Consider the following 26,924-nt stretch of genomic DNA (forward strand, 5'->3'; position numbering starts at 1 on the left):
GTTCGCGATCGAGCAGGAAGCCAAGGGCAAGGGCCTCGTCGAGGCGACATTGGAGGCGGCGCGCCAGCGCCTGCGGCCGATCCTGATGACCTCGCTCGCCTTCGTGCTCGGCGTCACGCCTTTGGCCGTTGCCACGGGCGCTGGATCGGGGAGCCAGAACTCGATCGGCATCGGCGTGATGGGCGGCATGATCGCCGCGACGGTGATCGGCGTGTTCTTCGTGCCGCTGCTCTATGTCGGTGTCGTCAGCCTCGTCCGGCGCTGGCGCGGCGACGAACCGGCCCCGGCGACCGCCGCCGAGTGAATGACGGGGGCGCGGCCGGCGATGGCTGCGCCCCGCTTTCGATGGTGCTAGATTGCCGCGATGACCGACTTCCCCGACATCATCCGCTCGCCCCTGTCGCAGACCTTCACCCATGACGGCATTACCGTGCGCGTGGAGATCTACAAGATCGGCGGCACCGACGGCTGGACCCTCGAACTCATCGACGAGGAAGGCGGCTCGACCGTCTGGCAGGACGCCTTCGCAACCGACGCCGATGCCTTCGCCGAGTTCACCGACGGCGTCGAGCAGCTCGGCCTCGACCGCCTGATCGACCCGGACGACGACGACCTCGCCACCGTGCACTGAGCGGGCGCGGCTTCGCCATGCGCTATACCGACGAACTCGATGCGCTCCGTGCGGCTCGCGACGACCTTCGCCGCCGGATCGCCGAGCGGCTGGCGCTCGAAGCCGGCGCCCCCTGCGACGGGCCATCCCTGGAAGCCTGGCTGACTGCCGCGGACGAGGCGATCGAGGCTTGGGAGAACGAGGGCGAGGAAGCGCAGGATCCCCGCGCCTTCCGGCCGATTGGGCCGTTGCAGGACCTGCTGGCGGACCATGCCGCGCTCGTCGAGCGGATCGCCGATGCGCTGGACCGGCGCCTGTCCTAGAACTCGCGGGTTTTCCAAAGAATTGCGCCGTGATCCGGACGCAGCGAAGCGGAGATCCGGGATCCACTGTAGAGCTCGACACTCTACGATGGATCCCGGGTCAAGCCGGGATGACGACGCACCCGCAATTTGCAGCGGTGATCGCCGCAATTGGCAGAAACTCAGGAATATCGTGCAGATTTCGTGCAGGCGGCCGTCCTGCGCGATCGCGATCGAATGACGGGACATCCGATGCTCGGCCAAACCGCCTTCAAATCGACTTCCGCCTGAATTAGGCTGAAGTTCGGTCTTGAGCACTTTCGAGACCCTCACCTAGCCTGCATCGCAACGGCTGCCACAAGGCCGAGCGGGAAACGACAGGAGGCTGCGATCGCCCTGCCCTGGCACAGGCTAAGCCCGGATGAGCTAGCGCTGCTCGAGGCCACTTTCTGGTCAGGAGGCGCCGCCCGCCATGCGCTGGCCGATAGCCTGCAGTTTTCCCGAAGCAAGACCAATGCGATCGCGGCGGGCCTGATCGAGGAAGGCCTGCTCGACGAGGCCGGCGTCCAGCATTCCACTGGCGGGCGGCGGCCCGAGACCCTCTGCGTCCACCGCCGCATCGGCGTGCTCGTCGGCATCGATATCGGCGCGACCAGCCTCGATATCGCGCTTCTCCGCCCCGATCTCGGCATCATCGCTCGCCATGCGCAGGAGGCCGATGTCGAGGCCGGCCCCGGCCCGATCATGGCGCGGCTGCGGTCTCTCCTGCCAGCGATGCTGGCGCAGAACGGCATCGCGCCGGACCGCGTGCTCGCGGTCGGCATCGGCGTGCCCGGCCCGGTCAATTTCGCCGCCGGCCAGCTCGTCAATCCGCCGCTGATGCCGGGCTGGGACAGCTATGCCATCCGCGAGGACCTGCGCGAGATCACCGATGCGCCGATCTTCGTCGACAACGACGTGAACCTGATGGCGCTCGGCGTGCTCTGGCGCCAGCGCAAGCAGATCGAGAATTTCCTCGTCATCAAGGTCGGCACCGGCATCGGCTGCGGCATCGTCTGCCATGGCGAGCTTTATCGCGGCTCGACCGGTTCGGCCGGCGACATCGGCCATATCTGCGCCGATGTCGCCGGCCCGCTCTGCCGCTGCGGCAATCGCGGCTGCGTGGAGGCAATGGCCGCGGCGCCCGCCATCGTCGCGATGGGGCTGGAGGCGGCGCAGTCCGGTCGCAGCCCCGCCTTAGCCGAACGCCTCGCCGCGAAGGGCCTGCTGGATGCCGCCGATATCGGCGCGGCCAGCCGGGCCGGCGATGCCGAGGCCGACGCGATCGTACGCCGGTCCGGCCGCTTGATCGGCCAGGTGCTCGCCGCGCTGGTCAATTTCTACAACCCCTCGCATATCTTCATCGGCGGCGGCGTCTCGGCGATCGGCCCGATGTTCCTCGCCGCGATCCGCCAGAGCGTGAGCCAGCGTTCGCTTGCCCTCTCGACCCGCCATCTCGAGATCACCTCGGCCCCGCTCGGCCCCGAGACCGGGCTGATCGGCGCCGGCGTGCTCGCCATGCGCGAGGCGCTGCGCAGCGGAGGCCCGGCATGAACGCGACCGCAGGCCTCGCCGTCGCCTTCGACGGCATCGTCAAGCGCTTCGGCCCGGTCGAGGTGCTGCACGGCGTCTCCTTCGACCTCGAACCCGGCAAGGTCTACGGCCTGCTCGGCGAGAACGGCGCCGGCAAGTCGACCCTGATGAAGATACTCTCCGGCTACGAGCAGCCGAGCGAAGGCCGGATTCTGATCGACGGCGCGCCCGTCGCCTTCACCGGATCGCGCGAGGCTGAAGCCGCAGGCATCGTCCTGATCCATCAGGAGTTCAACCTCGCCGATGACCTGACCATCGCTGGCAACATCTTCCTCGGTCATGAGCGCCGCAAGGGCTGGCTGCTCGACGAGGAGGCGATGCGCCGCGAGGCCGAGGCTGCGCTCGCCCAGGTCGGGCTGGCACGGACGCCGGATACGCCGGTGCGCCGTTTGATCGTCGCCGAAAAGCAGCTCGTCGAGATCGCCAAGGCGCTCTCGCGAAAGACCCGCCTGCTGATCATGGACGAGCCCACCGCGACGCTGACCCCGTCCGAGGCGGGGCGCCTCTTCGCCCTGATCGAGCGGATGCGGGCGGAAGGCATCACCGTCGTCTACATCTCGCACAAGCTCGACGAGGTCGAACGCATCACCGACGAGGTCATCGTCATGCGCGACGGCCGTTTCGTCGGCCGGGCGGCGACTGTATCGCTCACTCGCCACGCCATGGCGACGATGATGGTCGGGCGCGAGATCGCCGATCTCTTTCCCGAGAAGATCGCTGCCGATCCCACTGTCCCACCGGCGCTATCGGTCGAGAGCTTCTCGGTGCCGGGCTGGGCCAGCGACATCTCGTTTGCGGTGCGACCGGGCGAAATCCTCGGCTTTGCCGGGCTGGTCGGCGCCGGGCGGACCGAGCTTTTCGAGGGCATTCTGGGCCTCAGGTCGGGCAGCGGCATGATCCGACGCGACGGCAAGCCGATCCAGCTCAATTCGCCGCGCGACGCCACCCGCCATGGGCTCGCCTATCTGAGCGAGGATCGCAAGGGCAAGGGCCTGCATGTCGACTTCCCGCTACGGCCCAACCTCACCCTGATGGCGCTGGAGCGCTATGCGAAACCGCTGCTCGACCATGAAGCGGAGCAGCGCGCGCTCGAAACCGCCGTCGGCGAATTCGGCATCCGCGCCGGCTCGCTCGACATGAAGGCCGCCTCGCTCTCGGGCGGCAACCAGCAGAAGCTCGCGCTCGCCAAGGTGCTGCATCCCGCGCCGCGCGTACTGGTGCTCGACGAGCCGACGCGCGGCGTCGATGTCGGCGCCAAGCGCGAGATCTACTTCCTGATCCAGAAACTCGCGGCCCAGGGGCTCGCCCTGATCGTCATCTCCTCGGAGCTGATCGAGCTGATCGGCCTCGCCCATCGCGTCGCGGTGATGCGCGAGGGCCGGCTCGTCGCGACGGTGGAAGGCAGCGAGATGACCGAAGCGACGATGATCGCCCATGCCACGGGGACCCGCCATGTCGCAGCCTGAAGCCGCAGAGCGCGCCGAGGCCCGCACCCGCGAGGCAGCCGTCCCGCTCGGCGATCGTATCGCCGCCTTCGGGCCCGTCATTGGCCTCGTACTGCTCTGCGCGGCCGGCGCGATGCTCAACAGCGATTTCGCCACGCTCGACAACGCGCTGAACGTGCTCACCCGCACGGCCTTCATCGGCATCATCGCCGTCGGCATGTGCTTCGTCATCATCCTCGGCGGCATCGACCTCTCGGTCGGCTCGATGGCGGCGCTGATCGCGGGGTGCGTCATCCTCTTCATCAACTGGGCGGCCGACGCCTTCGGCTCGCCGCTGCTGGCGGTGATCGGCGGGGCCGCACTCGCGGTCGTGCTCGGCGGCGTCTTCGGCCTGCTGCACGGCCTGCTGATCGCGAAGGGTCGGATCGAGCCCTTCATCGTCACTTTAGGAACGCTCGGCATCTACCGAGCATACCTCACCTATTTCGCCGATGGTGGCGCTCTCACGCTCGACAACGCCTTGGCCGATCTCTACGCGCCGGTCTATTACGCCAGCTTCCTCGGCGTGCCGATCCCGGTCTGGGTCTTCCTGCTGGTCGCGCTCACCGGAGCGCTGATCCTGAACCGCACGATCTTCGGCCGGCATGTCCAGGCGATCGGCTCGAACGAGACCGTCGCGCGCTATGCCGCAGTCGATGTCGAGCGCGTCAAGATCCTGACCTACATGCTCCTAGGCCTCTGCGTCGGCATCGCCACGCTGCTCTATGTGCCGCGCCTGGGCTCGGCCTCGCCGACCACCGGCCTGCTCTGGGAGCTGGAGGCCATCGCCGCGGTCATCGTTGGCGGCGCGGCGCTGAAAGGTGGCCATGGCAGCATCACCGGCACGGTCATCGGCGCGATCCTGCTCTCGGTGATCAGCAACATCCTCAACCTGACGAGCCTGATCAGCGTCTATCTGAACGCCGCCGTGCAGGGCTTCGTCATCATTACCGTCGCGTTTTTGCAGAAAGGCCGCCGCTGAAGGCGGTCAACCAGGGAGAGAAGCGATGTCCATGCAGACCAGACGCAGCCTCATGCTTGCCACCGCCGCGGGCCTCGCCTTCGCCGCCACGGGTGCGGCGGCGGAGCCCGTCAATCTCGGCGTGTCCATCCCCGCCGCGACGCATAGCTTCATGGGCGGCATCAACTATTGGGCGAACCAAGCGAAGAAGGATCTCGAGGCCAAGCACAAGGACCTCAAGATCACCATCCGCACCGCCGCCAACGCCGTCGAGCAGGCCAACCAGCTCCAGGACCTGAGCACGGTCACCAAGATCAACGCGCTCGTCGTCTTCCCCTTCGAATCGGCGGCGCTGACCCGGCCGGTCGCCAATGTAAAGGCCAAGGGTGCCTATGTGACCGTGGTCGACCGCGGCCTGACCGACACCTCGGCGCAGGATGCCTATGTCGCCGGCGACAACACCGCTTTCGGCAAGATCCCGGCCGAATACATCGCCAAGACGCTCGGCGGTAAAGGCAATGTCGTGGCGCTCCGCGGCATTCCGACCACGCTCGACAACGAGCGCATGGATGCCTTCAACGCCGTGCTGAAGGGCCATCCCGACATCAAGCTGCTCGACGCCAAATATGCCAACTGGAACCGCGACGACGCTTACAAGGTCACGCAGGACTTCCTGACCCGCTTCAAGGATATCGACGCCTTCTGGGCCGCCGACGATGACATGGCCTTCGGCGCCATTCGCGCCATCGACCAGGCCGGCCGCAAGGACATCAAGGTGATCTTCGGCGGCGCCGGGGCCAAGGACATGGTCAAGATCATCCTCGAGGGGAAGGACCCGCGCATCCAGGCCAATGTCAGCTACTCTCCAAAATTCATCTATGAATCGATCAAGTTGACGGCGGAAGCTCGCCTGAAGGGCGAGAAGTTGCCGGCCACCACAATCATTCCCTCGGTGCTGATCGACAAGAGCAACGCCAAGGAGTTCTACCACCCCGACTCGCCGTTCTGAGCGAGCTGAACACGTCGTCATCCCAAGCTTGAACCGGGATCCATCGAAGGGCGCCAGCGCTCTGGGATGGATCCCGGATCGGCATCGCCCGAGGCGGCTTGTCCGGGATGACGGAGCCTTTTGACATATGTTCCGCGAGTGCTGCCGGCATGAACCAGGATCCTCCGCGCAAGCTGCGCTATGCCATGATCGGCGGCGGCCGCGATGCCTTCATCGGCGCCGTGCACCGTCATGCCATTGCACTCGATGGGCAGGCGGAGCTGATCGCAGGCGCCCTGTCCTCGACACCGGAACGCGCCCGCGAATCCGGCCGCGCGCTCGGCCTCTCTGAGGCGCATAACCACGCAAGCTGGCAGGCCCTGCTCGAAGCCGAGGTCGCCCGCCCGGCGACGGAGCGCGTCGAGCTCGTCGTCATCGTCACGCCGACCGACACGCATTTCCCGATCGCACAGGCCTTCGCTGAAGCCGGCTTCCATGTCGTCTGCGACAAGCCGCTGGCCCATACCGGCCAGCAGGCGACGACGCTGGTCGAGACGGTCGCTAAGCGCGGCACCGTCTTCGGCGTCACCTACAACTACACCGGCTACCCGATGGTCCGGCAGGCGCGCGAGATGGTGCGGTCGGGCGCGCTCGGCCGCATCCGCAAGGTCGTGGTCGAGTACAATCAGGGCTGGCTGGCGACCGCGCTGGAGGCGACCGGCAACAAGCAGGCGAGCTGGCGCACCGATCCGGCGCGCAGCGGCATCGCCGGCGCGCTCGGCGATATCGGCTCCCATGCCGAGAACCTCGTTGCAACCGTGACGGGGCTTCAGATCGAGGAACTCGTGGCCGATCTCGGCGCGCTCGTTCCCGGCCGCGTGCTCGACGACGATGCCAGCATGCTGCTGCGCTTCAAGGGCGGCGCGCGCGGCGTCCTCGTCGCCTCGCAGATCAATGCCGGGCTGGAGAATGATCTGCGCCTGCGCGTCTCCGGCGAAGACGGCACGCTGGAATGGCGGCAGGAGGAGCCGAACCGGCTCGTCCATCATCGTCGCGAGGGGCCGACCGAGATCTTCACGCGAGCCTCGCCCTGGCTCTGCGAATCGGCCCGCCGCGCCGGGCGGATTCCGGCGGGGCATCCGGAAGGCTTCATCGAGGCCTTCGCCAATATCTATCGCGGCGTCTTCGCCGATATCCGCGCCCACAAGGCCGGCACGACAGCCGATCCGCTCGATGCCGACTATCCGACGGTCAGCGACGGCGCGCGCGGTGTGCGCTTCATCGAATGCGCGGTGGCGTCCTCGGCGGAGCGGCGCTGGCTGCCCTTCTCAGGTTGAGCTCAGGGTCCGCCTGACGCTGTCGCGCCAGCCGTCGACCTTGCGCTTGCGCTCGCTGGCGGCCATGGCCGGCGAGAAGCGTCGCTCCAAGCGCCATAGGTCGGCGAAACGATCCGGTTCGGGCAGCAGGCCGGCATCGAGCCCTGCGAGATAGGCGGCGCCGAGCGCCGTCGTCTCCAGCACATTCGGCCGGTCGACCGGCAGGTCGAGGATGTCGGCGAGGCGCTGCATCGTCCAGTCGGAGGCGACCATGCCGCCATCGACCCGCAGCACCGATTGTTTGCCGGCGCCGGCCTCCGGCCAGTCGGCCCGCATCGCCTCGACGAGATCGAGCGTCTGGTAGCAGACGCTTTCCAACGCAGCGCGCGCGAATTCGCGTGGGCCTGAATTGCGGGTCAGGCCGAACATCGCGCCGCGCGCATGCGCGTCCCAATGCGGCGCGCCCAGCCCGACGAAGGCCGGCACCAAATAGACATCCTGCTCGGGATCGGCGGCCTCGGCCAGCGGCCCGGTCTCGCTCGCCTTCTCGATGATGCCGAGCCCGTCGCGCAGCCATTGCACCGCTGCGCCCGCGATGAAGATCGAGCCTTCCAGCGCATAGGTCCGCTTGCCGCCGAGCTGATAGGCGACGGTGCTGAGCAGGCGATGCTTCGAGCGCACCGGCGTGTCGCCGGTATTCAGCAGGGCGAAACAGCCGGTGCCATAGGTCGATTTCACCATGCCGGGCGAGAAGCAGGCTTGCCCGATCGTCGCGGCCTGCTGATCGCCGGCGATGCCGCGCACCGCGATCGGCGCTCCGAACAGCTCTGGCACTGTATCGCCGAAATGCGCGGCACAGTCGCGCACCTGTGGCAACAGCGCAGCCGGAATGCCGAACAGGTCGAGCAATTGCGAATCCCAGACGCCGCGGCCGATATCGAACAGCATGGTCCGCGCCGCATTGGTCGCGTCGGTCGCATGCACGACCCCGCCGGTCAGGCGCCACAGCAGGAAACAGTCGATCGTGCCGAAGGCGAGTTCGCCAGCCTCCGCCCGGCGCCGGGCGCCCGGCACGTTGTCGAGCAGCCAGGCGATCTTGGTCGCGGAGAAATAGGGATCGATGCGCAGGCCGGTCCGCTCCGCGACGAGGTCCTCATGGCCGGCCGCAACGAGATTCGCACAGGCCTTCGCCGTGCGCCGGTCCTGCCAGACGATGGCGCGGTGGATCGCGCGGCCCGTCCGGCGGTCCCAGATCAGCGTCGTCTCGCGCTGGTTGGTGATGCCGATGCCGGCGATGCCCGATGCGCTCAGGCCGCCCTTGGCGATGGCCTCCCTTGCGGTCGCCAGCACGCTCTCCCAGATATCCTCCGGCTCGTGCTCGACCCAGCCCGAAGCCGGAAAATGCTGCGGAAACTCCCGCTGGGCGCTGGCAACGACGCCGAGCGACGCATCGAACAGGATCGCCCGCGAGGAGGTCGTGCCCTGGTCGATGGCGAGGATGTGTCTGGCGGCCATGTCGGTTCCCTGCCCGTCTTTGTGCTGGCGGAGACTGGCCGATCAGCCGGTTCCCGCGCAAGCGGGCAACTGCGGGGCCAACCGGCAAGTTTCCTGCGGGACAAGGTTCTGCTTGGCATGTCGCTTGCCCTGTAGTTAGCTCATGAAGAAGCAGGGTCGTGCGGGGCCGCGACCCCTGCCCGCGCCGTTGGCATCGGGCAGGTTGAGGGATTGGATCGGTGGCGGTCGAGGACCGGCAACAACGGGGAGTCGCGCCTGCGGCGCGACCACAGCGATATGACGCCGATCCGCAACGGGCCGGCGCCGTTCCGGTTGGCGCGCCCGCGCCCTTCAAGAGCTTCGTTCAGCCCGCCCCGCGCCCGCCGGGCGCGACTTATGCCGCGCTCGATCTCGGCACCAATAACTGCCGCCTCCTGATTGCCCGCCCGGCCCAGCACGGCTTCCGCGTCGTCGATGCCTTCTCGCGGATCGTGCGCCTCGGCGAAGGCCTGGCCGCCAGCAGCCGCCTCGCCGATGCCGCCATGGATCGCGCCGTCGAGGCCCTGAAAATCTGCCGCGGCAAGATGGCGAATCGCGGCGTCACGCGCGCGCGCCTCGTCACGACCGAGGCCTGCCGCGCCGCCACCAATGGGCTCGACTTCATCCGGCGCGTCGCGGCCGAGGCGGAGCTGGCGCTGGAGGTCATCGACCAGCGCACCGAAGCCGCGCTCGCCGTCTCCGGCTGCGCCGCGCTGGCGGATCCGGCGGCGGAAAGCGTCATCGTCTTCGATATCGGCGGCGGCTCGACCGAGATCATCTGGCTCGGCGGCCGCAGCGAGGCACGCGATCCTGCCGCCCGCATCCGCGAATGGGCGTCGCTGCCGATCGGCGTCGTCACCGTCGCCGAACGCTATGGCGGCATCGAGGTCAGCCGCGAGCTGTTCGAGCGCATGGTCGAGGACTGCACGCAGGCGCTCGCGCCCTTCGCCAAGAAGGCAGCCGGTGCCAAGGACGGCCGCAGCTTTCACCTGCTCGGCACCTCCGGCACGGTCACGACCGTCGCCGGCATCCATCTCGACCTGCCGCGCTATGACCGGCGCGAGGTCGACGGGCTGTGGATGCACCAGCGCGACATCCTCACGGTGATCGACCGCCTGATCGAGATGGACTATGCCGCCCGTGCGGCGAATGCCTGCATCGGCCGCGAGCGTGCCGATCTGGTGCTGGCCGGCTGCGCGATCTTCGAGGCGATCCGCCGCGCGTTCCCCAGCGAGCGCGTGCGCATCGCCGATCGCGGCCTGCGCGAGGGCATCCTGCTGCGCATGATGCATGAGGACCGCGCCTGGTGGCGGCGGAAATAGGTTCGAGACAATGAGCACCGGAAAATCGGGCGGCAACACCGGCGGCAAGCCTGCCGGCGCGCGCGACATGCGCGTCAAGGTCAAGAAAGCCGGCAAGCTCAAGCATTCCTCGCAGCTCTGGCTCGAGCGCCAGCTCAACGACCCCTATGTGAAGCGGGCCCGGGAGATGGGCTATCGCTCGCGCGCGGCGTTCAAGCTTGAGGAGATGGACGACCGCTACAAGTTCCTGAAGACCGGCCAACGCCTGGTCGATCTCGGTTGCGCGCCCGGCGGCTGGTGCCAGATCGCGGCCAAGCGCATCGGACTGGAGCAGGGCAAAGGCTATATCGTCGGCATCGACCTCCTGGCCGTCGATCCGATCCCCGGCGTCGACCTGATCCAGATGGATTTCATGGCCGAGGAAGCGCCCGCGCTGCTGACGCAGCGCCTCGGCGGCCGGGCCGACGGCGTGATGTCCGACATGGCCGCCAACACCACCGGCCACAAGAAGACCGACCATCTCAAGATCATCGCGCTGGCAGAGGCGGCGATCGAATTCACGCATGATGTGCTGGCGCCGGGCGGCTTCTTCCTCGCCAAGCTTTTCCAGGGCGGCGACAGCGCCGAGCTTCTGGCTACGTTGAAGCGCGACTTCACAACCGTGCGCAACGTCAAGCCGGCGGCGAGCCGGGCGGATTCGTCGGAGCTCTACGTGCTGGCGACGGGGTATCGCCGGAAAAACATCAAAGATGGCGGGCACGACGAAGCCGAATGACGGCTGGCCTGCCTCATTTTGCTGGGATCGCTGCGTTCGACGACTGGCGCAGCCGACCTGCGGATTGGCTGCCTGCGGCACTCGATATCGCCAGAGCGGCAGGACTGCCTACCGCCGATATTACCACCTTCACGACGGGAACCAACCTCGTCATCGGCCTCGGCCCGACGCTGATCCTGAAGATTTTCCCGCCGCTGCTGCGTAGGCAATTCATCGCGGAGCGCGCCTCCTTGGAGCTGCTCGCGGGCAGACTGCCATTGCCGGTTCCAGAGTTGATCGCCGAAGGCGAGCGCGACGGCTGGCCCTGGCTTGCGATGACAAGGCTCCATGGAACGCTCGGCTTTGAGATCTGGCCGAGCCTTTCCGAGATCGCGAAAGAGCGCGTTCTGGCCGAGATCGGCTCGACGATCGCAGCGGTTCAGGCAGTTCCGGCAGGCCCCATTGTCGCGCTTGGTCCCGACTGGCCCGACTTCATCAAGAGACAGGTCGAATCCTGTCGTGCCCGCCAGATCAGACTTGGCTTGCCGGAACGCTATCATGACGAGCTCGACGCGCTGCTGATGGTAGCGCCGACGGCCATCCCCCTCGACATCAACCCGGTCCTGCTCACGGGCGAGTATATCCCCGAAAATTTCCTGCTTCGGGAGCATAGCGATGGCTGGCATCTCGCCGGCCTGTTCGACTTCGGCGACGTCTTCGCCGGCTTCGGCGAATATGACCTGCTCGGCCCCAGCGCCTTCATGACCGAAGGCCGGGCGGGTCGTGTGCGGGCCCTTTTCGCCGGATATGGCTACGGGCCAGATCGCATCGATGATGCGCTGGCGCAGCGACTGCTGATCCTCACCTTCCTGCACAGGGCCAGCGATCCGATGGGCAAGATCGCGATCCCCGATTGGCCATCGAAGGCGAGGACGCTGGAAGAGCTCGGCCGAATGATGTGGCCAAGATAGCTCGAAACGCGATCGCTGGGCCGAGGCGCGTCGTCACTCAGTCCAGCGGCTTCTGCTCCGCGATCGCCTCGGCGGTGACCTTGCGCGCGCTGACCGGCACATGGCCCGAGACTTCGGCACCGGCATTCGGGTCGAGCTGCATCATCCACAGCGCCGACGAAGCGGATACGAGGCCGACGATCAGGAAGGCCGGCCAGAAATCGCCCGCCGCGAGCGTCTTGCCGCCATGAAGCATATGCGTGCTCTCCAGGGCGAAGGCGCCGATCGTGACGCCGATGCTTAGCGAGAGCTGCTGGGCGACGCTCGACATCGAGGTCGCGCTCGACATCTCGCGGTTTGAGACGTCGGCATAGCTCAGCGCGTTGATGCCGGTGAATTGCAGCGAGCGGAAGCAGCCGCCGACCAGCAGCACGGAGAGCATGATCGCGTGCGGAGTCGTCGGCGTGAACAGTCCGGAGGCCGCGAGGAAGGCGGCGCCGATCACGGCGTTGACGGTCAGCACTCCGCGGAAGCCGAACCGCGCCAGGATCGTCTTCGCCAGCGTCTTCATGATCAGCGCGCCGGCGGCCGAGGCGAAGGTGATCAGTCCGGACTGCAATGCGTCCAGCCCGAAGCCGAGCTGCAGCATCAGCGGTAGCAGGAAGGGAATTGCGCCGATGCCCGTCCGGAAGACCGAGCCGCCGATCACGCCGATCCGGAAGGTCGGAATGCGGAACAGCGAGAGGTTGAGCACCGGATAGGGCACGCGCTGCGCGTGGAACCAATAGGCCAGCAGCGCCGCCGCGCCGCCGATCACGCAGGCATAGGACACCGCTTCCGGCACCAGATGGCGCCCGCCGGTGTTGAGCCCGAGCATCAGCGCGGCAAAGCCGAACGAGGACAGCAGGAAGCCGCGGATGTCGAGCGGCGGCACATCCTCCTCGCGGATATCCTCGAAGAACAGGCTCGCCAGCACGATGCCGACGAGGCCGATCGGGATGTTGATGAAGAAGATCCAGCGCCAATCGAAATAGGTCGTGATGAAGCCGCCGAGCGGCGGTCCGACCACGGGGCCGACCAGCGCGGGAACCGTCAGATAGGCGAGCGCGCCGACGATCTCGGACTTGCTGACGCTGCGCAGGATGACGAGGCGCCCGACCGGCACCATCATCGCCCCGCCCATGCCCTGGATGAAGCGCGCGCCGACGAAGGCCCCGAGCGAGCTCGACACCGCGCAGAGGATCGAGCCGACCATGAAGACGACGAGCGCGGAGCGGAAGATCGTGCGGGCGCCGAAGCGATCCGCCATCCAGCCGGAGATCGGGATGAAGACCGCGAGGCTGACGAGATAGGAGGTCAGCGCCAGCTTCAGCGCGATCGGATCCTCGCCGAGCGATTTCGCGATCACCGGCAGCGAGGTCGCGATCACCGTCGAATCGGTGTTCTCCATGAACAGGGCACAGGCGACGATCAGAGGCAGGAGTTTGGCGCGCTGCACGGTCAGGACCTTCCACGCCCGATGACATCAGGCGCGTTTGAAATCATAAGCTCGGCTATTAATCGCATGTGCGGCGGGTGACGAGAGCGAAATCGAGGTTTGGCCGCCCGATCCATGCGTTTCCGCCATGCGTCGGGATTATGGCTCGGCGACAGACACAAGGCCGCCATGCGTTCGCCTCACTCCTTCGGTCTCGGCAGCCGCCCCATTTCTACCCTGCCTGGTTGTGCCGGGCCGTCGCGAGGGGCGCGCGTCGCCAACTGCGGAGAAGTACGATGACGCATATTTCAGATGTTTTTGCCGGTCCTCGCCGGCTTTCGCTCGGCACACGGATCGCAGCCCTGGCGGTATTCGCCGGGCTCTCCTACGGGGCGGCGGCGACGGCCCCTGCAGCGGCCGCTCCAGCCGACTGGCGCGCGGCCTGTCCGTTCAAGACCGTTCCGGGCGGAGCGGCGGCCAGCATCCAGTACGACGCCTGCGTCCACCTGCAGAGCTGCCAAAACCTGGCCAACGCCGCCGGTCGCGAATTCTTTGATTGGGGCTGCTTCGGGGTGAAGCCGGAGAGCGTCATGCAGCCCGGATCCGGGCGCTGATCGCCGGTGCCAGAGGCTGGTGCGGCCAGGGCGGTTCGCCGCCGCGGCCGGTCGCCTTGGCAGGCCTGCTCGGGGCGCGGACCCTTCGGTTTCGCGCTCCGAACGCCCTGCCATGCACGCCCGGCCGTTTTGCACTGCAAAAGAATCCTGACCGTGCACTAGCGGTGCCGCTGCGCCCATGCTAACGGGCCTCGTCAACTCGGCACCGGGCCTCTTGCCCTGCCCCCTTGAAAAGCCGGCCTTGCCCGGCGGTCGGAGTTGACGATGACGCTTTCCCTCGACGGTCTGATTCGCGACGGCCTCACCTTCGACGACGTGCTGCTCGAGCCCGGCCCGTCCGAGGTCATGCCGGCGGATGTCGATATCCGCACCAAGCTCACCCGCACGATCTCGCTGAACCTGCCGATCATCGCCTCCGCGATGGATACGGTCACCGAGGCGCGCATGGCGATCGCCATGGCGCAGGCCGGCGGCCTTGGCGTCATCCATCGCAATCTCGATGCCGACCAGCAGGCTGCCCAGGTCCGCCTCGTCAAGAAGTTCGAATCAGGGATGATCGCCAACCCGATCACCATCCACCCCGACGAGACGCTGGCCGATGCGCTGGCCTTGATGAAGAACAACGGCATCTCCGGCATCCCGGTCGTCGAGCGCGGCCCGCAGGGCCACAAGGGCAAGCTCGTCGGCATCCTGACCAACCGCGACGTGCGCTTCGCCCAGAACCCGGCTCAGCCGGTTTCCGAGCTGATGACCAAGGAGCGCCTGATCACGGTGCGCGAGGGTGTCAGCCCCGACGAGGCCCGCCGCCTGCTGCACCAGTTCCGCATCGAGAAGCTGCTCGTCGTCGACGATCACTATCGCTGCATCGGCCTGATCACCGTGAAGGACATGGAGAAGCAGGTCGCCCATCCGAACGCGGCCAAGGACGTCCACGGCCGGCTCCTCGCCGCCGCCGCCACCACGACCGGCGACCAGGGCTTCGAGCGCTCGGAGATGCTGATCGATGCCGGCGTCGACCTGATCGTCGTCGACACCGCCCATGGCCATTCCGCCAAGGTGCTGGAGGCCGTCAGCCGGGTGAAGAAGCTCTCCAATTCGGTCCAGGTCATCGCCGGCAACATCGCGACCGCCGGCGGCGCCCAGGCCCTGATCGATGCCGGCGCCGACGCCATCAAGGTCGGCATCGGCCCGGGCTCGATCTGCACGACCCGCATCGTCGCCGGCGTCGGCGTGCCGCAGCTCACCGCCATCATGGATGCGGCCTCGGCCGCTTCGAAGGCCGGCGTCCCGGTCATCGCCGACGGCGGCATCAAGTACTCGGGCGACCTCGCCAAGGCGCTGGCCGGCGGTGCCTCCTGCGCCATGGTCGGCTCGCTGCTCGCCGGCACCGACGAGACCCCCGGCGAGACCTTTCTGTACCAGGGCCGCTCCTACAAGGCCTATCGCGGCATGGGCTCTGTCGGCGCGATGGCGCGCGGCTCGGCCGATCGCTATTTCCAGCAGGACATCAAGGATTCGCTGAAGCTCGTGCCGGAGGGCATCGAGGGCCAGGTCGCCTACAAGGGCCCGGTCTCCAACGTGTTGCACCAGCTCGCCGGTGGATTGCGCGCCGCGATGGGCTATGTCGGCGGCAAGGACCTCGCCGATTACCAGAACAAGGCGCGCTTCATCCGCATCACCAGCGCCGGCCTGCGCGAAAGCCATGTCCATGACGTGACGATCGTGCGCGAGAGCCCGAACTACCCGACCCGCTCTTGAGTCCGTGATAGCTTCGTGCAGCACTGGCCTGATCGATTCAGGCAAGGCTGCACGAGGCGACGGGCGACCATGACTCTCAAGCTGATCTATCCGACTCTGGCGATGATCTTCTGGATCTTCGTCGTCGGCATCGTTCTGAGCCTGCGTCGCAAGACCGCCTTCACCAGCGGCGCCGTCCGCCCCGACGAGGTCTCGGTCTCGACCGAGCGCTACCCCGTCCCAGCGCGGCTCGCATCGGCGAATTTCTCCAACCAGTTCGAAACGCCGGTCATCTTCTTCGCGCTCATCATGATCGCGATGGCGACCGGCGCCACGAGCTATGCGATGGCGATCCTCGCCTGGCTCTATGTGGCGACCCGCGTCATCCACACCCTGATCCATCTCGGGCCCAACAAATTGCCCTTGCGCGGCGCGGTCTACGGCATCGGCGTGATCGCGCTCGTCGGCATGTGGCTCGGCGTCCTCCTCGCCGTGCTCTGAGCGGCGCTTGCGTCCCCGCTCCCGTTAAGCATTCCGCCCATTTCCCCAGGCCGAGCGCCCGGAAGCGTTGAAGCTTAACGAAAAGTAAACTACACCCCGAATGGCGGCGGACGGTGGACAAGCGTAGTTTGGAGTGACGCGATGTTGCGTGTCCGTGAAGTCCCGGCGCGGGTTTTCGCCCGCGACGGTGAGGTTCTGGCTGCCGCTTCCGGCAAGGCGAAGATCGCAAGGCGCAACCCCGCGGGCCGCCTGCTGGCGCTCGCCGCGCTCGGGGTCGCGCTCGGCTCCGGCGGTATGGTGCTGACGGCCTCGATGGTCCTCGCCGAGAACGACGAGGCGCGCGAGGCCAACATCCGCGAAGTGGCGCGCCAGAACGAGCAGACGCGCCTGCGCAACGCATCTTACGCCTCGACGCGCCCTGCCCCGCAGCCGACCGCCTATGCGCCCGCCGGCAACGGCTGGCGCCTGCCGCTGATGCAGACGCTGCCGGACGGCCGCCTGGCGCAGCCGCAGATCGATCTCAACCCCTTCCGCAAATCGTCCGGGAAATCCGCCGACCGGCAGCGCAGGATTGCCGGTACCACCAGCGCATCGCTCGATGCGGTGACGGGAGCGGCGGACCGCGCCCAGACCTTCTGCGTGCGCCTCTGCGACGGCTTCCACGCGCCCATCGGCTATGTCCGCTCGTCCGGTGACCTGAAGGCCCACGAGGCGATCTGCAAGGCGATGAATCCGGGCGTTCCGGTCAAGGTCTTCCGGGCGGCGGCCGGCATGACCGGCATCGCCGATGCCGTCGCCGCCGACGGCAAGCGCTACAGCGCCCTGCCGATGGCCTTCAGCCATGAGAAATCGGCCGATCCCGCCTGCCGCCCCGCGATCGTCCAGGCCGGCGAACGCCGCGTCTCCTTGCTGCGCGACATCACCTTGCGGCCGGGCGACAGCGTCGTGCTCGACGGCAAGGTCTCGACGTTCACCGGCGGTTCGAGCTGGCCCTATAGCCGGCGCGACTTCCGCGATTTCCGCACCGCCTCGGAGCTGAGCAAGAGCCAGCGCAAGCAGATCGACGAACAGGTCGGCATTTCCCGGATGGAGGCGCAGGCCCGCAGCGTCCGCCGCCAATTGCGCGTCCGCGAGGCGCAGTTGCAGGATGACGCCTTCGCCAGCGACGCGATCCTGCGCGGCACGGTCGAGCCGACGATGCGCGAGCCGGTGCGCCTGATCCCGCTGCCGGTGCGATAGGCCATTCCAGGCGTCCGGTTGGGTCGGCCGGAACCATCATGCTCGCCGTCCTGGCGAGCATTCGCGTCTTGAACGCCCCGTCGCATGAAGGAAGACGGGGATGGTCGGGGCAAGCCCGGCCATGACGAGAGCGCGGCATTCACGGTTTCCGGCCTCTTCGCCGTCCGAAGCTCCGCCACAGCAACGGTAGAACCGGCCGGTAACGATCCGGACGCCAATCCCTGGCGGTCTTCGATACCAGCGCCGGTTCGTCTCAGCCGCGGCAAGTCGCCTCATCCGAAAGACGTACGACCAAGCGTCGCCGGAAATCTGTCCGTCTTTCCAAGGCAATACCTGATTTATTAGAATTCATCAAAATATAAACTGACTTGAAACCGCTGTAAGTCATTGATATCAAAAGATTACTTTATTGACGCTCCGCGGGCCGCATTTTATCGCTCGCCCGTCGCGCTGATCGCGCCCACCGACGGAGCAGAAGAATGATCGCAAAGACCTATCTCCATGCCCTTGCGCTGTCCTCCTGCCTGCTGGCCGCTCCCGCCTTCGCACAGGGCGTGAACCTCTACACGACCCGCGAGCCCGCCCTGCTCAATCCGGTGCTGGAAGCCTTCACCAAGGATACCGGCATCAAGGTCAATGCGGTGTTCCTGAAGGACGGCCTGCAGGAGCGCGTCCGGGCCGAGGGCGCCAACAGCCCGGCCGACGTCATGCTCATGGTCGATGTCGGCGAGATCAACGCCGCGGTCGATGCCGGCATCACCCAGCCGATCAAGTCCGACCTCGTCGACAAGACCGTTCCGGCGCAGCTTCGCCCCGACAACAACTGGGTCACCCTGACCAAGCGCGCCCGCGTCGTCGTGGTCTCGAAGGAGCGCATCAAGCAGGACGCGATCACCTACGAGGACCTCGCCGATCCCAAGTGGAAGGGCAAGTTCTGCATCCGCGCCGGCCAGCACCCCTATAACAACGCACTCTTCGCGGCCTATCTCGCCCATCACGGCGCCGAGAAGACCGAGACCTGGCTCAAGGCCCTGCGCGCCAATGCCGCCCGCAAGCCCGGCGGCGGCGACCGCGACGTCGCCCGCGACATCCAGTCCGGCCTCTGCGACATCGCCATCATCAACACCTACTATATCGGCCTGATGAGCGAGGCGAAGAACGAGCAGAAGGGCTGGTTCGACGCGATCAAGCCGCTCAAGACCACCTTCGCCGGTGGCGGCACCCACGTGAACGTCTCGGCCGCCGCTCTGGCCAAGAACGCGCCGAACAAGGAGAACGCGGTCAAGCTGGTCGAGTACATGCTCGGCGACAAGGCGCAGGCGCTCTATGCGAACGGCAATTTCGAGTTCCCGGTCAATGCGGCCGTGACCGACTCCGCCGCCGTCAAGCTGCTCGGCGCCGTCACGCCCGACCAGTTGCCGCTCTCCGAGGTCGCCAAGCAGCGCAAGGCCGCGGCCAACCTCGTCGACAAGGTCGGCTTCGACAATTGAGCCTGAGCCACCCGCTCGACGCCAAGCGACGGTCGCCATTCCGGTGGCGGCCGTCGACCCGTTTTGCCTATGCCGCGATCGGCGGGGCGGCGCTCGTGGCGCTGCCGCTGCTCGCCCTCGTAGCCACAGCCTTTTCGTCACGGCAGGCCGCGGAGATCTGGCCCCATCTTGCCGCCAATGTCCTGCCCGCAGCCCTCGTCCAGACCGCCCTGCTCCTCGCCGGTGTCGGCACCGCCTGCGCCGTCATCGGCGTCGGCACCGCATGGCTGGTGACGCAGCATGACTTCCCCGGTCGGCGCTCGCTCGAATGGCTGCTGGTGCTGCCATTGGCACTGCCGACCTATCTCACCGCCTATATCTACGTCGAATTCCTGGGCTTCCAGGGCCCTCTCCAGAGCGGCTTGCGTGCGGCCACCGGCTGGCGCTCGCTGCGCGACTACTGGTTTCCCGATCCGCGCAACCTGCCGGGCGCGATCGCGATCATGGCCGTTGTCCTCTACCCTTATGTCTATCTCAGCACGCGCGCGCTCTTCAGCGTGCAGGGCGCCAGCATCGTCGAAGCCGCCCGCAATCTCGGCGCCGCTCCAGGCCGCCTGTTCTCGCGCATCGGCCTGCCGCTGGCGCGCCCGGCGCTCGCCGCCGGCCTGACGCTCGTCCTGCTGGAGACGTTGAACGATATCGGCGCCACCGAATATCTCGGCGTGAGGTCGCTGACGCTGTCGATCTACACGACCTGGGTCAATCGCGGCTCGCTGGCCGGAGCCGCCCAGATCGCCTGCGTCATGCTGCTGATCGTCTTTGCCCTGATCCTCGTCGAGATGAAGCTGCGCGGGCAGCGCCGCTTCGCCCTGCCCGTCCGCCAGCCCCGCCCGGTCGCACGACGGCCGCTGCGGGGGCGCTCCGCAGCACTGGCCGCCCTCGCCTGCGCCCTGCCCGTTCTCTTCGGCGCCGCGCTGCCGATCGGCTATCTCGTCACCGAGATCCTGCAGCGCGGCCTGCTGGCGCAGTTCGACGCATCGCTGGTGAGGCTGCTCGGCAATGCGCTGCTGCTTTCGGGACTGGCGTCGATCCTCGTGGTCGCCCTCGGCCTCGGCATCGCCACGGCGGCCCGCTCCGGCCGCGAAACCTGGCTGAGGCCCCTCGCCCGCATTGCGAGCCTCGGCTACGCCGTGCCGGGCACGGTTCTGGCACTCGGCCTGCTGATCCCGCTCGCCGCCTTCGACAACCTGCTGGCCGACGCGGTGGCTGCCCTGTTCGGCGTCAAGCCGGGCCTGATCCTGATCGGTTCCGGCGCCGCCCTGATCATCGCCTATACCGTGCGCTTCCTCGCCATCGGGGTCTCCGGCGTCGAGAGCGGGCTGGCTCGCGTCTCTCCGCGGATCGACGATGCTGCGCGTGCGCTCGGCGCGGCAGGGCCGGAAGTGTTGTGCCGTATCCATTGGCCGTTGGCCCGCCCGGCCATAGCCGCAGCGGCGCTGCTGGTCTTCGTCGATTGCCTGAAGGAACTGCCGGCAACCCTGCTTCTGCGCCCTCTCAACCTCGACACATTGGCGACGGTGGTCTACGGCCATGCTGCGCGCGGCGTCTTCGAGGACGGTGCGCTGGCGGCACTGCTGATCATCCTCGCGGGCCTCTATCCGGCCTTCATCCTCGCCAAAACCGGCACAGACCGGGCGGGATAGCCGGCTTCCCGGCCTCGACAAGCCCTTCGCATCGGCCTAAACCCTGTCCCGCCAGGGGGCTGGCTGACTTTCGGCCCGGTGCCGATTCGGAAGTCCATGACCAGACGTGCTGCGATCATCGCCTTCAGCCTCGTCGTCGCCATCGGCCTGCTCGGTTTGCAGTCGTGGGATGTCGCGGTCGGCCGCGTCCAGCGCGCCGCCGTCAGAGCGATCGAGGAACGGACCGGCTTCGTCGTCAAGGCGCTCGATCGCGCCGAAATCGCCTTCCTGCCGCTGCCCCGCATCAGCCTGTCCCAGGTCGCCTTCACCCAGCGCGACGGCACGCTCGCGGGCGAGGCCGTGCGGGTCAAGGCGCAACTGCGCCTTCTGCCGCTGCTGGGCGGGCATATCAGCTTCGACCGGGTCGACCTCGTCGCGCCCCGGATCGACGTCGCCGTTCCCGCCGGCAGCGACGGCGTCGCCGAATGGCTGAGCCCGCCGCTCGCCGAGTTCGAGCGCCTGCAAAGCCAGAGCAAGATCGTCATCCGTTCCGGTTCGCTCTTCCTGCGGGCGAACGACGCGATCCAAAGCGTCGTGCGCGATCTCGACCTCGTCATCGACGCGCGCGACTTGAACGAGCCGCTGGCCCTGTCCGGCTCGCTGAACTGGCGTGGCGTGCCGACCGAGGTCAACCTGCTCTGGCCCATGGCCGGCGGCAACGCGAAGGCATCCCTCTCGGCGACCTCCCCGCTGCTGAAGCTGCGCTTCGATGGCGCCCGCTCCGGCCCGGGCGAGCCGGTGATCAGCGGGCTGCTCGCGCTCTCAACCCCATCGCTTCCTCGGCTGCTCGGCTGGTTTGGCGAGGAATCGCGGCTGGCATCGGCGCTCGGTGCCGTCGCCGTTTCGGCCGATATCCAGGTGAAGCCGCATGAGGTTTCGTTCAACAACGCCGTCGTCAATCTCGACGGAGAGCGGCTCGACGGCGTCATGAAGCTCGCGGAAACCGGCGGACGCTTCGCGCTCTCGGGTACGCTGGCCGGCGCGACGCTCGATCTCGGCCGGCTCGTCGACCGGCTGCCGATCCCGGCCGTCGATGCAGCGGATACCGCCCCCTTCGATCTCGACGCCTGGACCGCGCGCGACATCGACCTGCGGGTCTCGGTCGATGCCGCTCGCCTGAAGGGGGCGCGCTTGAGCGATGTCGCGACCTACCTGCTCGTCAAGAAGGGGCGTTTCGAGACAGGCCTGCTTCGGGCCGGCGCCTATGGCGGCAGCGTCAAGAGCCGCCTGCTCGCGATCGGCGTTCCCGCCGGCGTCGACGTCAAGATCCAGGCCGGGCTCGACAAGGTGAATATCGGGCAGGCCGCGTCCGACCTGCCGCAACTTGCGCGCCTCAGCGGCACCGGCGGCGCCCAGCTCGCGCTCGACGGCGTCGGCCGGACCTTCGACGAATTGATCGGCTCCTTCACCGGACGCGTCAATCTCGCCGCGCGGCAGGGCGAGATCGGCGGCATCGCGCTCGCCGAGTTGCTCCGCCGCGCCGAGCGCAGTCCGGTCCAGACCCTGCGCGACTGGCGGCAGGGCAAGACGCCCTACGAGAGCATAACCGCCAATGCCGGCATCGCCGGCGGCCTGCTGGCCCTGACCGAGGCGCAGATGAGCGGCGCCAACTACCGCTTCAACCTCGCCGGCAGCGCCGCGTTGCGCACGCGCCTCCTCGACATGACCGCGCTGCTCGCCTCCGTGAACGGCGCCCTGAAGCTGCCCTTCGTGCTCAAGGGCTCGGTCGATGCGCCGGCCTTCGAGATCGAGCCCGACGCCGTCCTCAGCCCGACCGGCGCCTCCCTCGTGCCGACGCAGTTCACGCGCTGATCCAGCCCTTTCGCGTTTCTCCGAAATCCGCTCTCATGCGGCCGCGACATGTTGCGGCAGCGGGAAGGATCTGGCGATGAAGATGTGGATCATGGGCGCGCTGGCGCTCGCAGGATGGATGACAGCAGGCATGGCCGAAGCGCAGGAACCGACGGTCGAGAAGAACGTCTTCGAGCTCGCGAGCTTCACCACCCAGAGCGGGCGCACGCTGAAGAATGTCCGCGTCGGCTGGGAGAGCTACGGCACGCTCAACGCCGACAAGTCCAACGCCGTGCTGATCTGCCACTTCTTCTCCGGCAACTCGCATGCGGCCGGCAAATATGCCGCCAGCGACGCGGCGCCGGGCTATTGGGACGCGATCATCGGCCCGGGCAAGGCGATCGACACCAACAAATATTTCGTCCTGTCCTCGGACACGCTGGTCAATCTCAGCACCGGTGATCCCAAGACCATCACGACCGGCCCGGCCTCGACCAACCCCGATACCGGCAAGCCGTATGGGCTCGACTTCCCCGTCGTCACGGTCCGCGACTTCGTCGAAGTCCAGAAGGCGCTGGTCGAAAGCCTCGGCATCAAGAAGCTCGCGCTGGTCGCCGGCCCCTCGATGGGCTCGCTGCAGACCTTCGAATGGGCGGCGAGCCATCCCGAGATGGTTGCCAAGGCCATGCCGGTGATCGGCGCCGGCGAGGCCGATGCCATGCTGATCGCCTGGCTCGACGTCTGGGCCGCGCCCATCCTCGTCGATCCCAACTGGAACAACGGCGACTATTACGGCAAGACCCCGCCGCTGGCCGGCCTCGCCAAGGCACTGACGGCGGTGACCCTGCAGGCCAATCACCAGGACTGGGCCAATGCCACCTTCGGCCGCCGCCCGGCCAAGGAGGGAGAGGAGCCCGGCAAGGCGCTCGCCAACAAGTTCCAAGTCCAGAGCGTGCTCGACAATGCCGGCATGGCCCGCGCGAAAATCTCCGACGCCAACCACTTCCTCTACCTGGTCAAGGCGAACCAGCTCTTCGCCGCGGGCGGCACCTCGCTCGCGGACGGCATGGCGAAGATCAAGGCGCCGATGCTGCTGATCACGCAGCCGAAGGACCTCGTCTTCACGCCCGACATGGTCGCCACCACGGTTAAGGCGGCGAAGGATGCCGGGCGCGACATCACCCACGCCACCATCGACGGCAGCCGCGGCCATCTCGACGGCGTGATGTCGATGAAGCAGGCCGAAGGCGCGATCCGGGCGTTTCTCGAGAAGTGACGGGCGTGGCCCGGGCATCTCATGAAGGAGGAGCGCGGGAGCCTCCTTCGGAATGAGATTCTCGGGTCTCCACTGCGCTCCGCCAGAGAATGACGACCAACGGTCACTTAAGCCGCGGCCGGCTCCTCCATCCGGTGAACGATCCGGTCGATCAGGCCCCATTCCAAGGCCTCTTCCGCTGTCATGAAGCGGTCGCGGTCGAGCGTGCGCTCGACCTCCTCGTAGCTGCGCCCGCAATGCTCGGCATAGAGCCGGGTCAGCCGATGCTTGGTCTGCCGCATCTCCTCGGCATGGATGAAGATGTCGGAAGCCTGCCCCTGGAAGCCGCCGAGCGGCTGATGCACATGCAGGCTCGCATTGGGGAGCGCCCCGCGCTCGCCCCGCTCCCCTGCCATCAGCAGGAACGAGCCCATCGAGCGCGCCGTGCCCATGCACAGCGTATGCACCGGCGAGCGGATGTAGCGCATCGTGTCGTACATGGCGAAGCCGCTGGTTACCACGCCGCCCGGCGAGTTGATGTAGAGATGGATCGGCTTCTTCGGGTTCTCCGCCTCCAGGAACAGGAGCTGCGCGCAGACCAACGCGCTCATCGCGTCGTTGACCTCGCCATTGAGGAAGATGATCCGCTCGCGCAGCAGCCGCGAGTAGATGTCGAACGAGCGCTCGCCGCGGCTCGACTGTTCGACGACCATAGGGACGAGTTGCATCGCTTCGCGCATCGGCGAACTCCAAAGTCTCAGGGAAATGGATGGTGGTTTTCGCGCCGCCTCAGGCGGCGGCGCGCATGACCGGCGGCGCGTTGCTGTTCGCCGGGATCGGATCCAGCCCGACGCGGCGATCGGTCAATTCATGGATCACTTGCAGGCTGCTTCCGCCGGCCTCGCTGGCGTCGATACGGAACGTGACCACGCTTTCGAGAAAAGGCGGTTCGCTGTCGCGCATCCGGTAGCGCAGCGCCTCTCCCGGTGTGACGACGCTCGGCTCAGGATCGGCCAGCTCCGCATCGGGCAGCCAGTGTTCGCGCAGGCCCGGAGTGCTGAGCGCGCGCCAGAGTTTTTCAGGCGGCTCGTCGAACCGGAACGCGAAGACGAGACGGGCAGCCGCCGCTTCCTTGCCGTCGCCGCTCATTGGTCCATCTCCTTGAGCAAGGTCCTGAGATCGTCGATCCGCGCCGGCCAGAGGGCGCGGTATTTCGTCAGCCATCGCGCGACGAGCGCGAGCCCCTCCGGATCGACCCGGTAATTCACAAAGCGCCCCTGCCGCTCCTCGCTGACCAGCCCCGCGCCGCGCAGGACCGCGAGATGCTGCGACATCGCCGGCTGGCTGAGCGCCATGCCTTCGCGCAGCGCGCTCGCGTTCATGCTGCTCGCCGCCAGCTTGTCGAGGATGGCGCGGCGGGTCGGGTCAGCCAGCGCCTTGAAGATCTCGTTCTCGATCATGGCATCACATAAGCATCTGCTTATGTGATACGCAATAGCCCATTCTCACGACCGGGAAGTGGGCGTGATCGCGGCGTGCGACCTGCGGGCCTGTCCCGATGGCATTGGGATCTCGATCAACCTCCGGGCCGGAACCATCCCCGCCCGGAGACCTTGATCGCATTTACGCGTGGTGCCGGAAGGCCAGCACGGCGTTCAGGCCGCCGAACGCGAAGGAGTTCGACAGCGCATGCCTCACCGAGACGGGCCGCGGCCCTCCGGGCACGACATCGAGCCCGCATTCCTCGTCGGGTTCGGTGCAGTTCGCCGTCGGCGGCACGATCTGGTGATGCAGCGAAAGCGTCGTGACGAGCGCCTCGAACGCCCCGGCGGCGCCCAGGCTATGGCCGAGCACGCCCTTGGTCGACGAGACCAGGGGCAGGCTTGCCGCTGGGAAAACCGCGCGAATGGCCCTGCTCTCGATGGCGTCGTTCATCAGCGTCCCGGTGCCGTGGGCATTGACGTAGTCGACATCCTCGGGCGCGATGCCGGCACTGGCCATCGCGCGCTGCATCGCCATCTCGGCGCCGTGCTGGTCGGGAGAGGTCAGGTCCCCCGCATCGGCATTGGCGGCGAAGCCGACGAGCTCGGCATAGATGCGCGCGCCCCGCGCCACGGCCCGTTCCCACTCCTCGAGGACCAGGATGGCGCTGCCCTCGCCGAGGACCAGGCCGCTGCGGTTGCGCGAGAACGGCCGGCAGGTGTCGCGCGACAGGATCCGCAGGGCATTCCAGGCGACCAGCGTGCCATGCGTGATGCAGGCTTCGGCGCCCCCGGCAAGGGCGACGTCGCAATCGCCGTGCAGGATGGACCGGAAGGCCAGGCCCAGCGCATGGGTCCCCGACGCGCAGGCGCTGGCGACCGCGAAGGTATTGCCGTGGAGGCCGAGATCCATCGAGATCTGGCTCGCCGAAGCATTGGCCATCAGCTTGGGGACCGTGAGCGGGTGGACCCCGCGCGCCTGCTCGGCATAGATCCGGTGGAAGCTGTCATCGACCGTGTTCATGCCGCCGACGCCGACGCCGATGATCACATCCGCCTGCGCGAGCGCCGGATCACCGCGTTCGAAGCCCGCATCCGCGACCGCTTCCCGGGCGGCGACGACCGCGAACTGCGCGATGCGATCGAGCGCTCCCAACTGCTTGGGCGTGAAATGGGCATTGGCATCGAAGTCCTGGACCTGCGCGGCGATCGGACAGGGAGGACTATCCGTGCGCGGCAGCACCAGCGGCCCGATCGCGCTCTCCCCGGCAAGGACGCGCTGCCAGGTCGCCGCCATGGTCAATCCCGCCGGGGATACGGCGCCAAGGCCCGTAACGGCAATGCGCCTCACGCCGGCGCCTGCTGACCGATTGCCTCCTCGACGATGCGCGCGATATCGCCGACCGTCTTCATCGCCCGGAGCTTAGGATCATTGGCATCGAAGGGGACGCGGACCTTGAAACGCTCCTCGATGGCGAAGATCGTCTCCAGGACATCGAGGGAATCGTAGCCCGCCTCTTCCAGATTGGTCTGTTCGGTGACCTCGGAGGGGTCGCGGTTGATCTGCCCCGCCACGATTTCCCTTACGATATCAAGACTTTGCATTATGAACCTGCATGACGATGCCGCGGGCGGCCATTTCCTCGATGGAACGAGTCATGTGCTTACAAGGCAAGGCGCGCGCTGCTGACCAACGCCCTGTCGCTTCCCGCACGACCTGTTCCGTGTTCGGAGGCAGGGGCAGGTTTCGTGCCAATCAGTTTTTACGTCCGGCGGCCGGGTGGAAA

Annotated in this window: 26 protein-coding genes; 19 read left to right on the forward strand and 7 right to left on the reverse strand. The window is 67.3% G+C overall.

Features of this window, described 5'->3' with window-relative positions; translation table 11 throughout:
* The 8 genes from JHD80_RS00720 to JHD80_RS00755 all read left to right on the forward strand — a co-directional run.
* Positions 1-304, forward strand: a 304-nt coding sequence (locus JHD80_RS00720) for an efflux RND transporter permease subunit (protein ID WP_199084450.1), incomplete at its 5' end; no start/stop codon positions are given.
* A gap of 60 nt (positions 305-364) precedes the next feature.
* Positions 365-631 (forward strand): hypothetical protein, encoded by a 267-nt coding sequence (locus tag JHD80_RS00725; protein ID WP_199084451.1) that lies wholly within the window; start codon positions 365-367, stop codon positions 629-631.
* Positions 632-648: 17 nt separating this feature from the next.
* Complete coding sequence (locus JHD80_RS00730) at positions 649-933, forward strand: hypothetical protein (RefSeq protein ID WP_199084452.1); 285 nt, start codon at positions 649-651, stop codon at positions 931-933.
* Positions 934-1,536: 603 nt separating this feature from the next.
* Complete coding sequence (locus tag JHD80_RS00735) at positions 1,537-2,505, forward strand: ROK family protein (RefSeq protein ID WP_199084453.1); 969 nt, start codon at positions 1,537-1,539, stop codon at positions 2,503-2,505.
* A complete protein-coding gene (locus JHD80_RS00740; RefSeq protein ID WP_199084454.1) occupies positions 2,502-4,010 on the forward strand; it encodes a sugar ABC transporter ATP-binding protein in 1,509 nt (502 codons plus the stop codon). The genes JHD80_RS00735 and JHD80_RS00740 overlap by 4 nt, the downstream gene beginning before the upstream one ends.
* On the forward strand, positions 3,997-5,010 hold the full coding sequence (locus JHD80_RS00745) for an ABC transporter permease (protein ID WP_199084455.1): 1,014 nt from the start codon (positions 3,997-3,999) through the stop codon (positions 5,008-5,010). Before JHD80_RS00740 ends, JHD80_RS00745 begins: the two co-directional genes overlap by 14 nt.
* A gap of 25 nt (positions 5,011-5,035) precedes the next feature.
* Positions 5,036-5,998, forward strand: a complete 963-nt coding sequence (locus tag JHD80_RS00750) for a substrate-binding domain-containing protein (protein WP_248311316.1) — start codon at positions 5,036-5,038, stop codon at positions 5,996-5,998.
* Positions 5,999-6,147: 149 nt separating this feature from the next.
* Positions 6,148-7,314 carry a Gfo/Idh/MocA family protein gene (locus JHD80_RS00755; protein WP_210339767.1) on the forward strand — a complete coding sequence of 389 codons (1,167 nt, stop codon included), beginning with the start codon at positions 6,148-6,150 and terminating at the stop codon, positions 7,312-7,314.
* Here JHD80_RS00755 and glpK read toward each other — a convergent pair.
* Positions 7,306-8,808 carry a glycerol kinase GlpK gene (glpK, locus tag JHD80_RS00760; protein WP_199084456.1) on the reverse strand — a complete coding sequence of 501 codons (1,503 nt, stop codon included), beginning with the start codon at positions 8,806-8,808 and terminating at the stop codon, positions 7,306-7,308. The genes JHD80_RS00755 and glpK overlap by 9 nt on opposite strands.
* A 218-nt stretch (positions 8,809-9,026) precedes the next feature.
* Between glpK and JHD80_RS00765 the strand changes: the two genes are divergently transcribed.
* The 3 genes from JHD80_RS00765 to JHD80_RS00775 are packed head-to-tail and all read left to right on the forward strand — an operon-like array spanning position 9,027 to position 11,852.
* The gene (locus tag JHD80_RS00765; RefSeq protein ID WP_199084457.1) at positions 9,027-10,148 is read left to right on the forward strand and encodes a Ppx/GppA phosphatase family protein; all 1,122 of its coding nucleotides are present in this window, start codon (positions 9,027-9,029) and stop codon (positions 10,146-10,148) included.
* 10 nt (positions 10,149-10,158) lie between these two features.
* Positions 10,159-10,902, forward strand: a complete 744-nt coding sequence (locus JHD80_RS00770) for an RlmE family RNA methyltransferase (protein WP_199084458.1) — start codon at positions 10,159-10,161, stop codon at positions 10,900-10,902.
* The gene (locus tag JHD80_RS00775; RefSeq protein ID WP_199084459.1) at positions 10,899-11,852 is read left to right on the forward strand and encodes an aminoglycoside phosphotransferase family protein; all 954 of its coding nucleotides are present in this window, start codon (positions 10,899-10,901) and stop codon (positions 11,850-11,852) included. Before JHD80_RS00770 ends, JHD80_RS00775 begins: the two co-directional genes overlap by 4 nt.
* A gap of 37 nt (positions 11,853-11,889) precedes the next feature.
* Here JHD80_RS00775 and JHD80_RS00780 read toward each other — a convergent pair whose 3' ends face one another.
* A complete protein-coding gene (locus tag JHD80_RS00780) occupies positions 11,890-13,329 on the reverse strand; it encodes a DHA2 family efflux MFS transporter permease subunit (RefSeq protein WP_199084460.1) in 1,440 nt (479 codons plus the stop codon).
* A gap of 275 nt (positions 13,330-13,604) precedes the next feature.
* Here JHD80_RS00780 and JHD80_RS00785 point away from each other — a divergent pair, with 275 nt between their 5' ends.
* From JHD80_RS00785 to JHD80_RS00820, 8 genes are all read left to right on the forward strand, one after another.
* A complete protein-coding gene (locus JHD80_RS00785; RefSeq protein WP_199084461.1) occupies positions 13,605-13,922 on the forward strand; it encodes a hypothetical protein in 318 nt (105 codons plus the stop codon).
* A 264-nt stretch (positions 13,923-14,186) separates the two neighbouring features.
* Positions 14,187-15,680, forward strand: coding sequence for an IMP dehydrogenase (gene guaB, locus JHD80_RS00790; RefSeq protein ID WP_199084462.1), 1,494 nt, complete (start codon positions 14,187-14,189; stop codon positions 15,678-15,680).
* A gap of 69 nt (positions 15,681-15,749) precedes the next feature.
* Positions 15,750-16,160 carry an MAPEG family protein gene (locus tag JHD80_RS00795; protein ID WP_199084463.1) on the forward strand — a complete coding sequence of 137 codons (411 nt, stop codon included), beginning with the start codon at positions 15,750-15,752 and terminating at the stop codon, positions 16,158-16,160.
* 141 nt (positions 16,161-16,301) lie between these two features.
* Positions 16,302-17,399: a DUF2865 domain-containing protein gene (locus JHD80_RS00800; protein WP_199084464.1), complete on the forward strand. Its 1,098-nt coding sequence runs from the start codon at positions 16,302-16,304 to the stop codon at positions 17,397-17,399.
* 479 nt (positions 17,400-17,878) lie between these two features.
* On the forward strand, positions 17,879-18,889 hold the full coding sequence (locus JHD80_RS00805; RefSeq protein ID WP_199084465.1) for an extracellular solute-binding protein: 1,011 nt from the start codon (positions 17,879-17,881) through the stop codon (positions 18,887-18,889).
* Positions 18,886-20,571: an ABC transporter permease gene (locus tag JHD80_RS00810; protein WP_199084466.1), complete on the forward strand. Its 1,686-nt coding sequence runs from the start codon at positions 18,886-18,888 to the stop codon at positions 20,569-20,571. The genes JHD80_RS00805 and JHD80_RS00810 overlap by 4 nt, the downstream gene beginning before the upstream one ends.
* 96 nt (positions 20,572-20,667) lie before the next feature.
* Positions 20,668-22,422, forward strand: coding sequence for an AsmA family protein (locus tag JHD80_RS00815; RefSeq protein WP_199084467.1), 1,755 nt, complete (start codon positions 20,668-20,670; stop codon positions 22,420-22,422).
* Between the two features lie 76 nt (positions 22,423-22,498).
* Entirely contained in the window at positions 22,499-23,677 is a 1,179-nt protein-coding gene (locus JHD80_RS00820; RefSeq protein WP_199084468.1) for an E22 family MetX-like putative esterase, read from the forward strand.
* A gap of 107 nt (positions 23,678-23,784) precedes the next feature.
* Here JHD80_RS00820 and JHD80_RS00825 read toward each other — a convergent pair whose 3' ends face one another.
* From JHD80_RS00825 to JHD80_RS00845, 5 genes are all read right to left on the reverse strand, one after another.
* Complete coding sequence (locus JHD80_RS00825) at positions 23,785-24,396, reverse strand: ATP-dependent Clp protease proteolytic subunit (RefSeq protein ID WP_199084469.1); 612 nt, start codon at positions 24,394-24,396, stop codon at positions 23,785-23,787.
* Positions 24,397-24,445: 49 nt separating this feature from the next.
* On the reverse strand, positions 24,446-24,805 hold the full coding sequence (locus JHD80_RS00830) for an SRPBCC family protein (protein WP_199084470.1): 360 nt from the start codon (positions 24,803-24,805) through the stop codon (positions 24,446-24,448).
* Positions 24,802-25,116 (reverse strand): ArsR/SmtB family transcription factor, encoded by a 315-nt coding sequence (locus tag JHD80_RS00835; RefSeq protein WP_199084471.1) that lies wholly within the window; start codon positions 25,114-25,116, stop codon positions 24,802-24,804. Before JHD80_RS00835 ends, JHD80_RS00830 begins: the two co-directional genes overlap by 4 nt.
* A gap of 163 nt (positions 25,117-25,279) precedes the next feature.
* Positions 25,280-26,488, reverse strand: a complete 1,209-nt coding sequence (locus JHD80_RS00840; protein WP_199084472.1) for a beta-ketoacyl-ACP synthase II — start codon at positions 26,486-26,488, stop codon at positions 25,280-25,282.
* Entirely contained in the window at positions 26,485-26,742 is a 258-nt protein-coding gene (locus JHD80_RS00845; RefSeq protein ID WP_199084473.1) for an acyl carrier protein, read from the reverse strand. Before JHD80_RS00845 ends, JHD80_RS00840 begins: the two co-directional genes overlap by 4 nt.
* Between the last annotated feature and the right edge of the window lie 182 nt (positions 26,743-26,924).

This window comes from Allobosea sp. ASV33 (assembly GCF_016428755.1).
Classification (GTDB): domain Bacteria; phylum Pseudomonadota; class Alphaproteobacteria; order Rhizobiales; family Beijerinckiaceae; genus Allobosea.

What these genes read in the sequence shown, in the direction of transcription:
- JHD80_RS00725 (WP_199084451.1), top strand. Translation starts at nt 365, where the DNA reads ATGACCGACTTCCCCGACATCATCCGCTCGCCCCTGTCGCAGACCTTC.
- JHD80_RS00730 (WP_199084452.1), top strand. Translation starts at nt 649, where the DNA reads ATGCGCTATACCGACGAACTCGATGCGCTCCGTGCGGCTCGCGACGAC.
- JHD80_RS00740 (WP_199084454.1), top strand. Translation starts at nt 2,502, where the DNA reads ATGAACGCGACCGCAGGCCTCGCCGTCGCCTTCGACGGCATCGTCAAG.
- JHD80_RS00745 (WP_199084455.1), top strand. Translation starts at nt 3,997, where the DNA reads ATGTCGCAGCCTGAAGCCGCAGAGCGCGCCGAGGCCCGCACCCGCGAG.
- JHD80_RS00750 (WP_248311316.1), top strand. Translation starts at nt 5,036, where the DNA reads ATGTCCATGCAGACCAGACGCAGCCTCATGCTTGCCACCGCCGCGGGC.
- JHD80_RS00755 (WP_210339767.1), top strand. Translation starts at nt 6,148, where the DNA reads ATGAACCAGGATCCTCCGCGCAAGCTGCGCTATGCCATGATCGGCGGC.
- glpK (WP_199084456.1), bottom strand. Translation starts at nt 8,808, where the DNA reads ATGGCCGCCAGACACATCCTCGCCATCGACCAGGGCACGACCTCCTCG.
- JHD80_RS00770 (WP_199084458.1), top strand. Translation starts at nt 10,159, where the DNA reads ATGAGCACCGGAAAATCGGGCGGCAACACCGGCGGCAAGCCTGCCGGC.
- JHD80_RS00775 (WP_199084459.1), top strand. Translation starts at nt 10,899, where the DNA reads ATGACGGCTGGCCTGCCTCATTTTGCTGGGATCGCTGCGTTCGACGAC.
- JHD80_RS00785 (WP_199084461.1), top strand. Translation starts at nt 13,605, where the DNA reads ATGACGCATATTTCAGATGTTTTTGCCGGTCCTCGCCGGCTTTCGCTC.
- guaB (WP_199084462.1), top strand. Translation starts at nt 14,187, where the DNA reads ATGACGCTTTCCCTCGACGGTCTGATTCGCGACGGCCTCACCTTCGAC.
- JHD80_RS00795 (WP_199084463.1), top strand. Translation starts at nt 15,750, where the DNA reads ATGACTCTCAAGCTGATCTATCCGACTCTGGCGATGATCTTCTGGATC.
- JHD80_RS00800 (WP_199084464.1), top strand. Translation starts at nt 16,302, where the DNA reads ATGTTGCGTGTCCGTGAAGTCCCGGCGCGGGTTTTCGCCCGCGACGGT.
- JHD80_RS00805 (WP_199084465.1), top strand. Translation starts at nt 17,879, where the DNA reads ATGATCGCAAAGACCTATCTCCATGCCCTTGCGCTGTCCTCCTGCCTG.
- JHD80_RS00815 (WP_199084467.1), top strand. Translation starts at nt 20,668, where the DNA reads ATGACCAGACGTGCTGCGATCATCGCCTTCAGCCTCGTCGTCGCCATC.
- JHD80_RS00820 (WP_199084468.1), top strand. Translation starts at nt 22,499, where the DNA reads ATGAAGATGTGGATCATGGGCGCGCTGGCGCTCGCAGGATGGATGACA.
- JHD80_RS00825 (WP_199084469.1), bottom strand. Translation starts at nt 24,396, where the DNA reads ATGCGCGAAGCGATGCAACTCGTCCCTATGGTCGTCGAACAGTCGAGC.
- JHD80_RS00830 (WP_199084470.1), bottom strand. Translation starts at nt 24,805, where the DNA reads ATGAGCGGCGACGGCAAGGAAGCGGCGGCTGCCCGTCTCGTCTTCGCG.
- JHD80_RS00835 (WP_199084471.1), bottom strand. Translation starts at nt 25,116, where the DNA reads ATGATCGAGAACGAGATCTTCAAGGCGCTGGCTGACCCGACCCGCCGC.
- JHD80_RS00845 (WP_199084473.1), bottom strand. Translation starts at nt 26,742, where the DNA reads ATGCAAAGTCTTGATATCGTAAGGGAAATCGTGGCGGGGCAGATCAAC.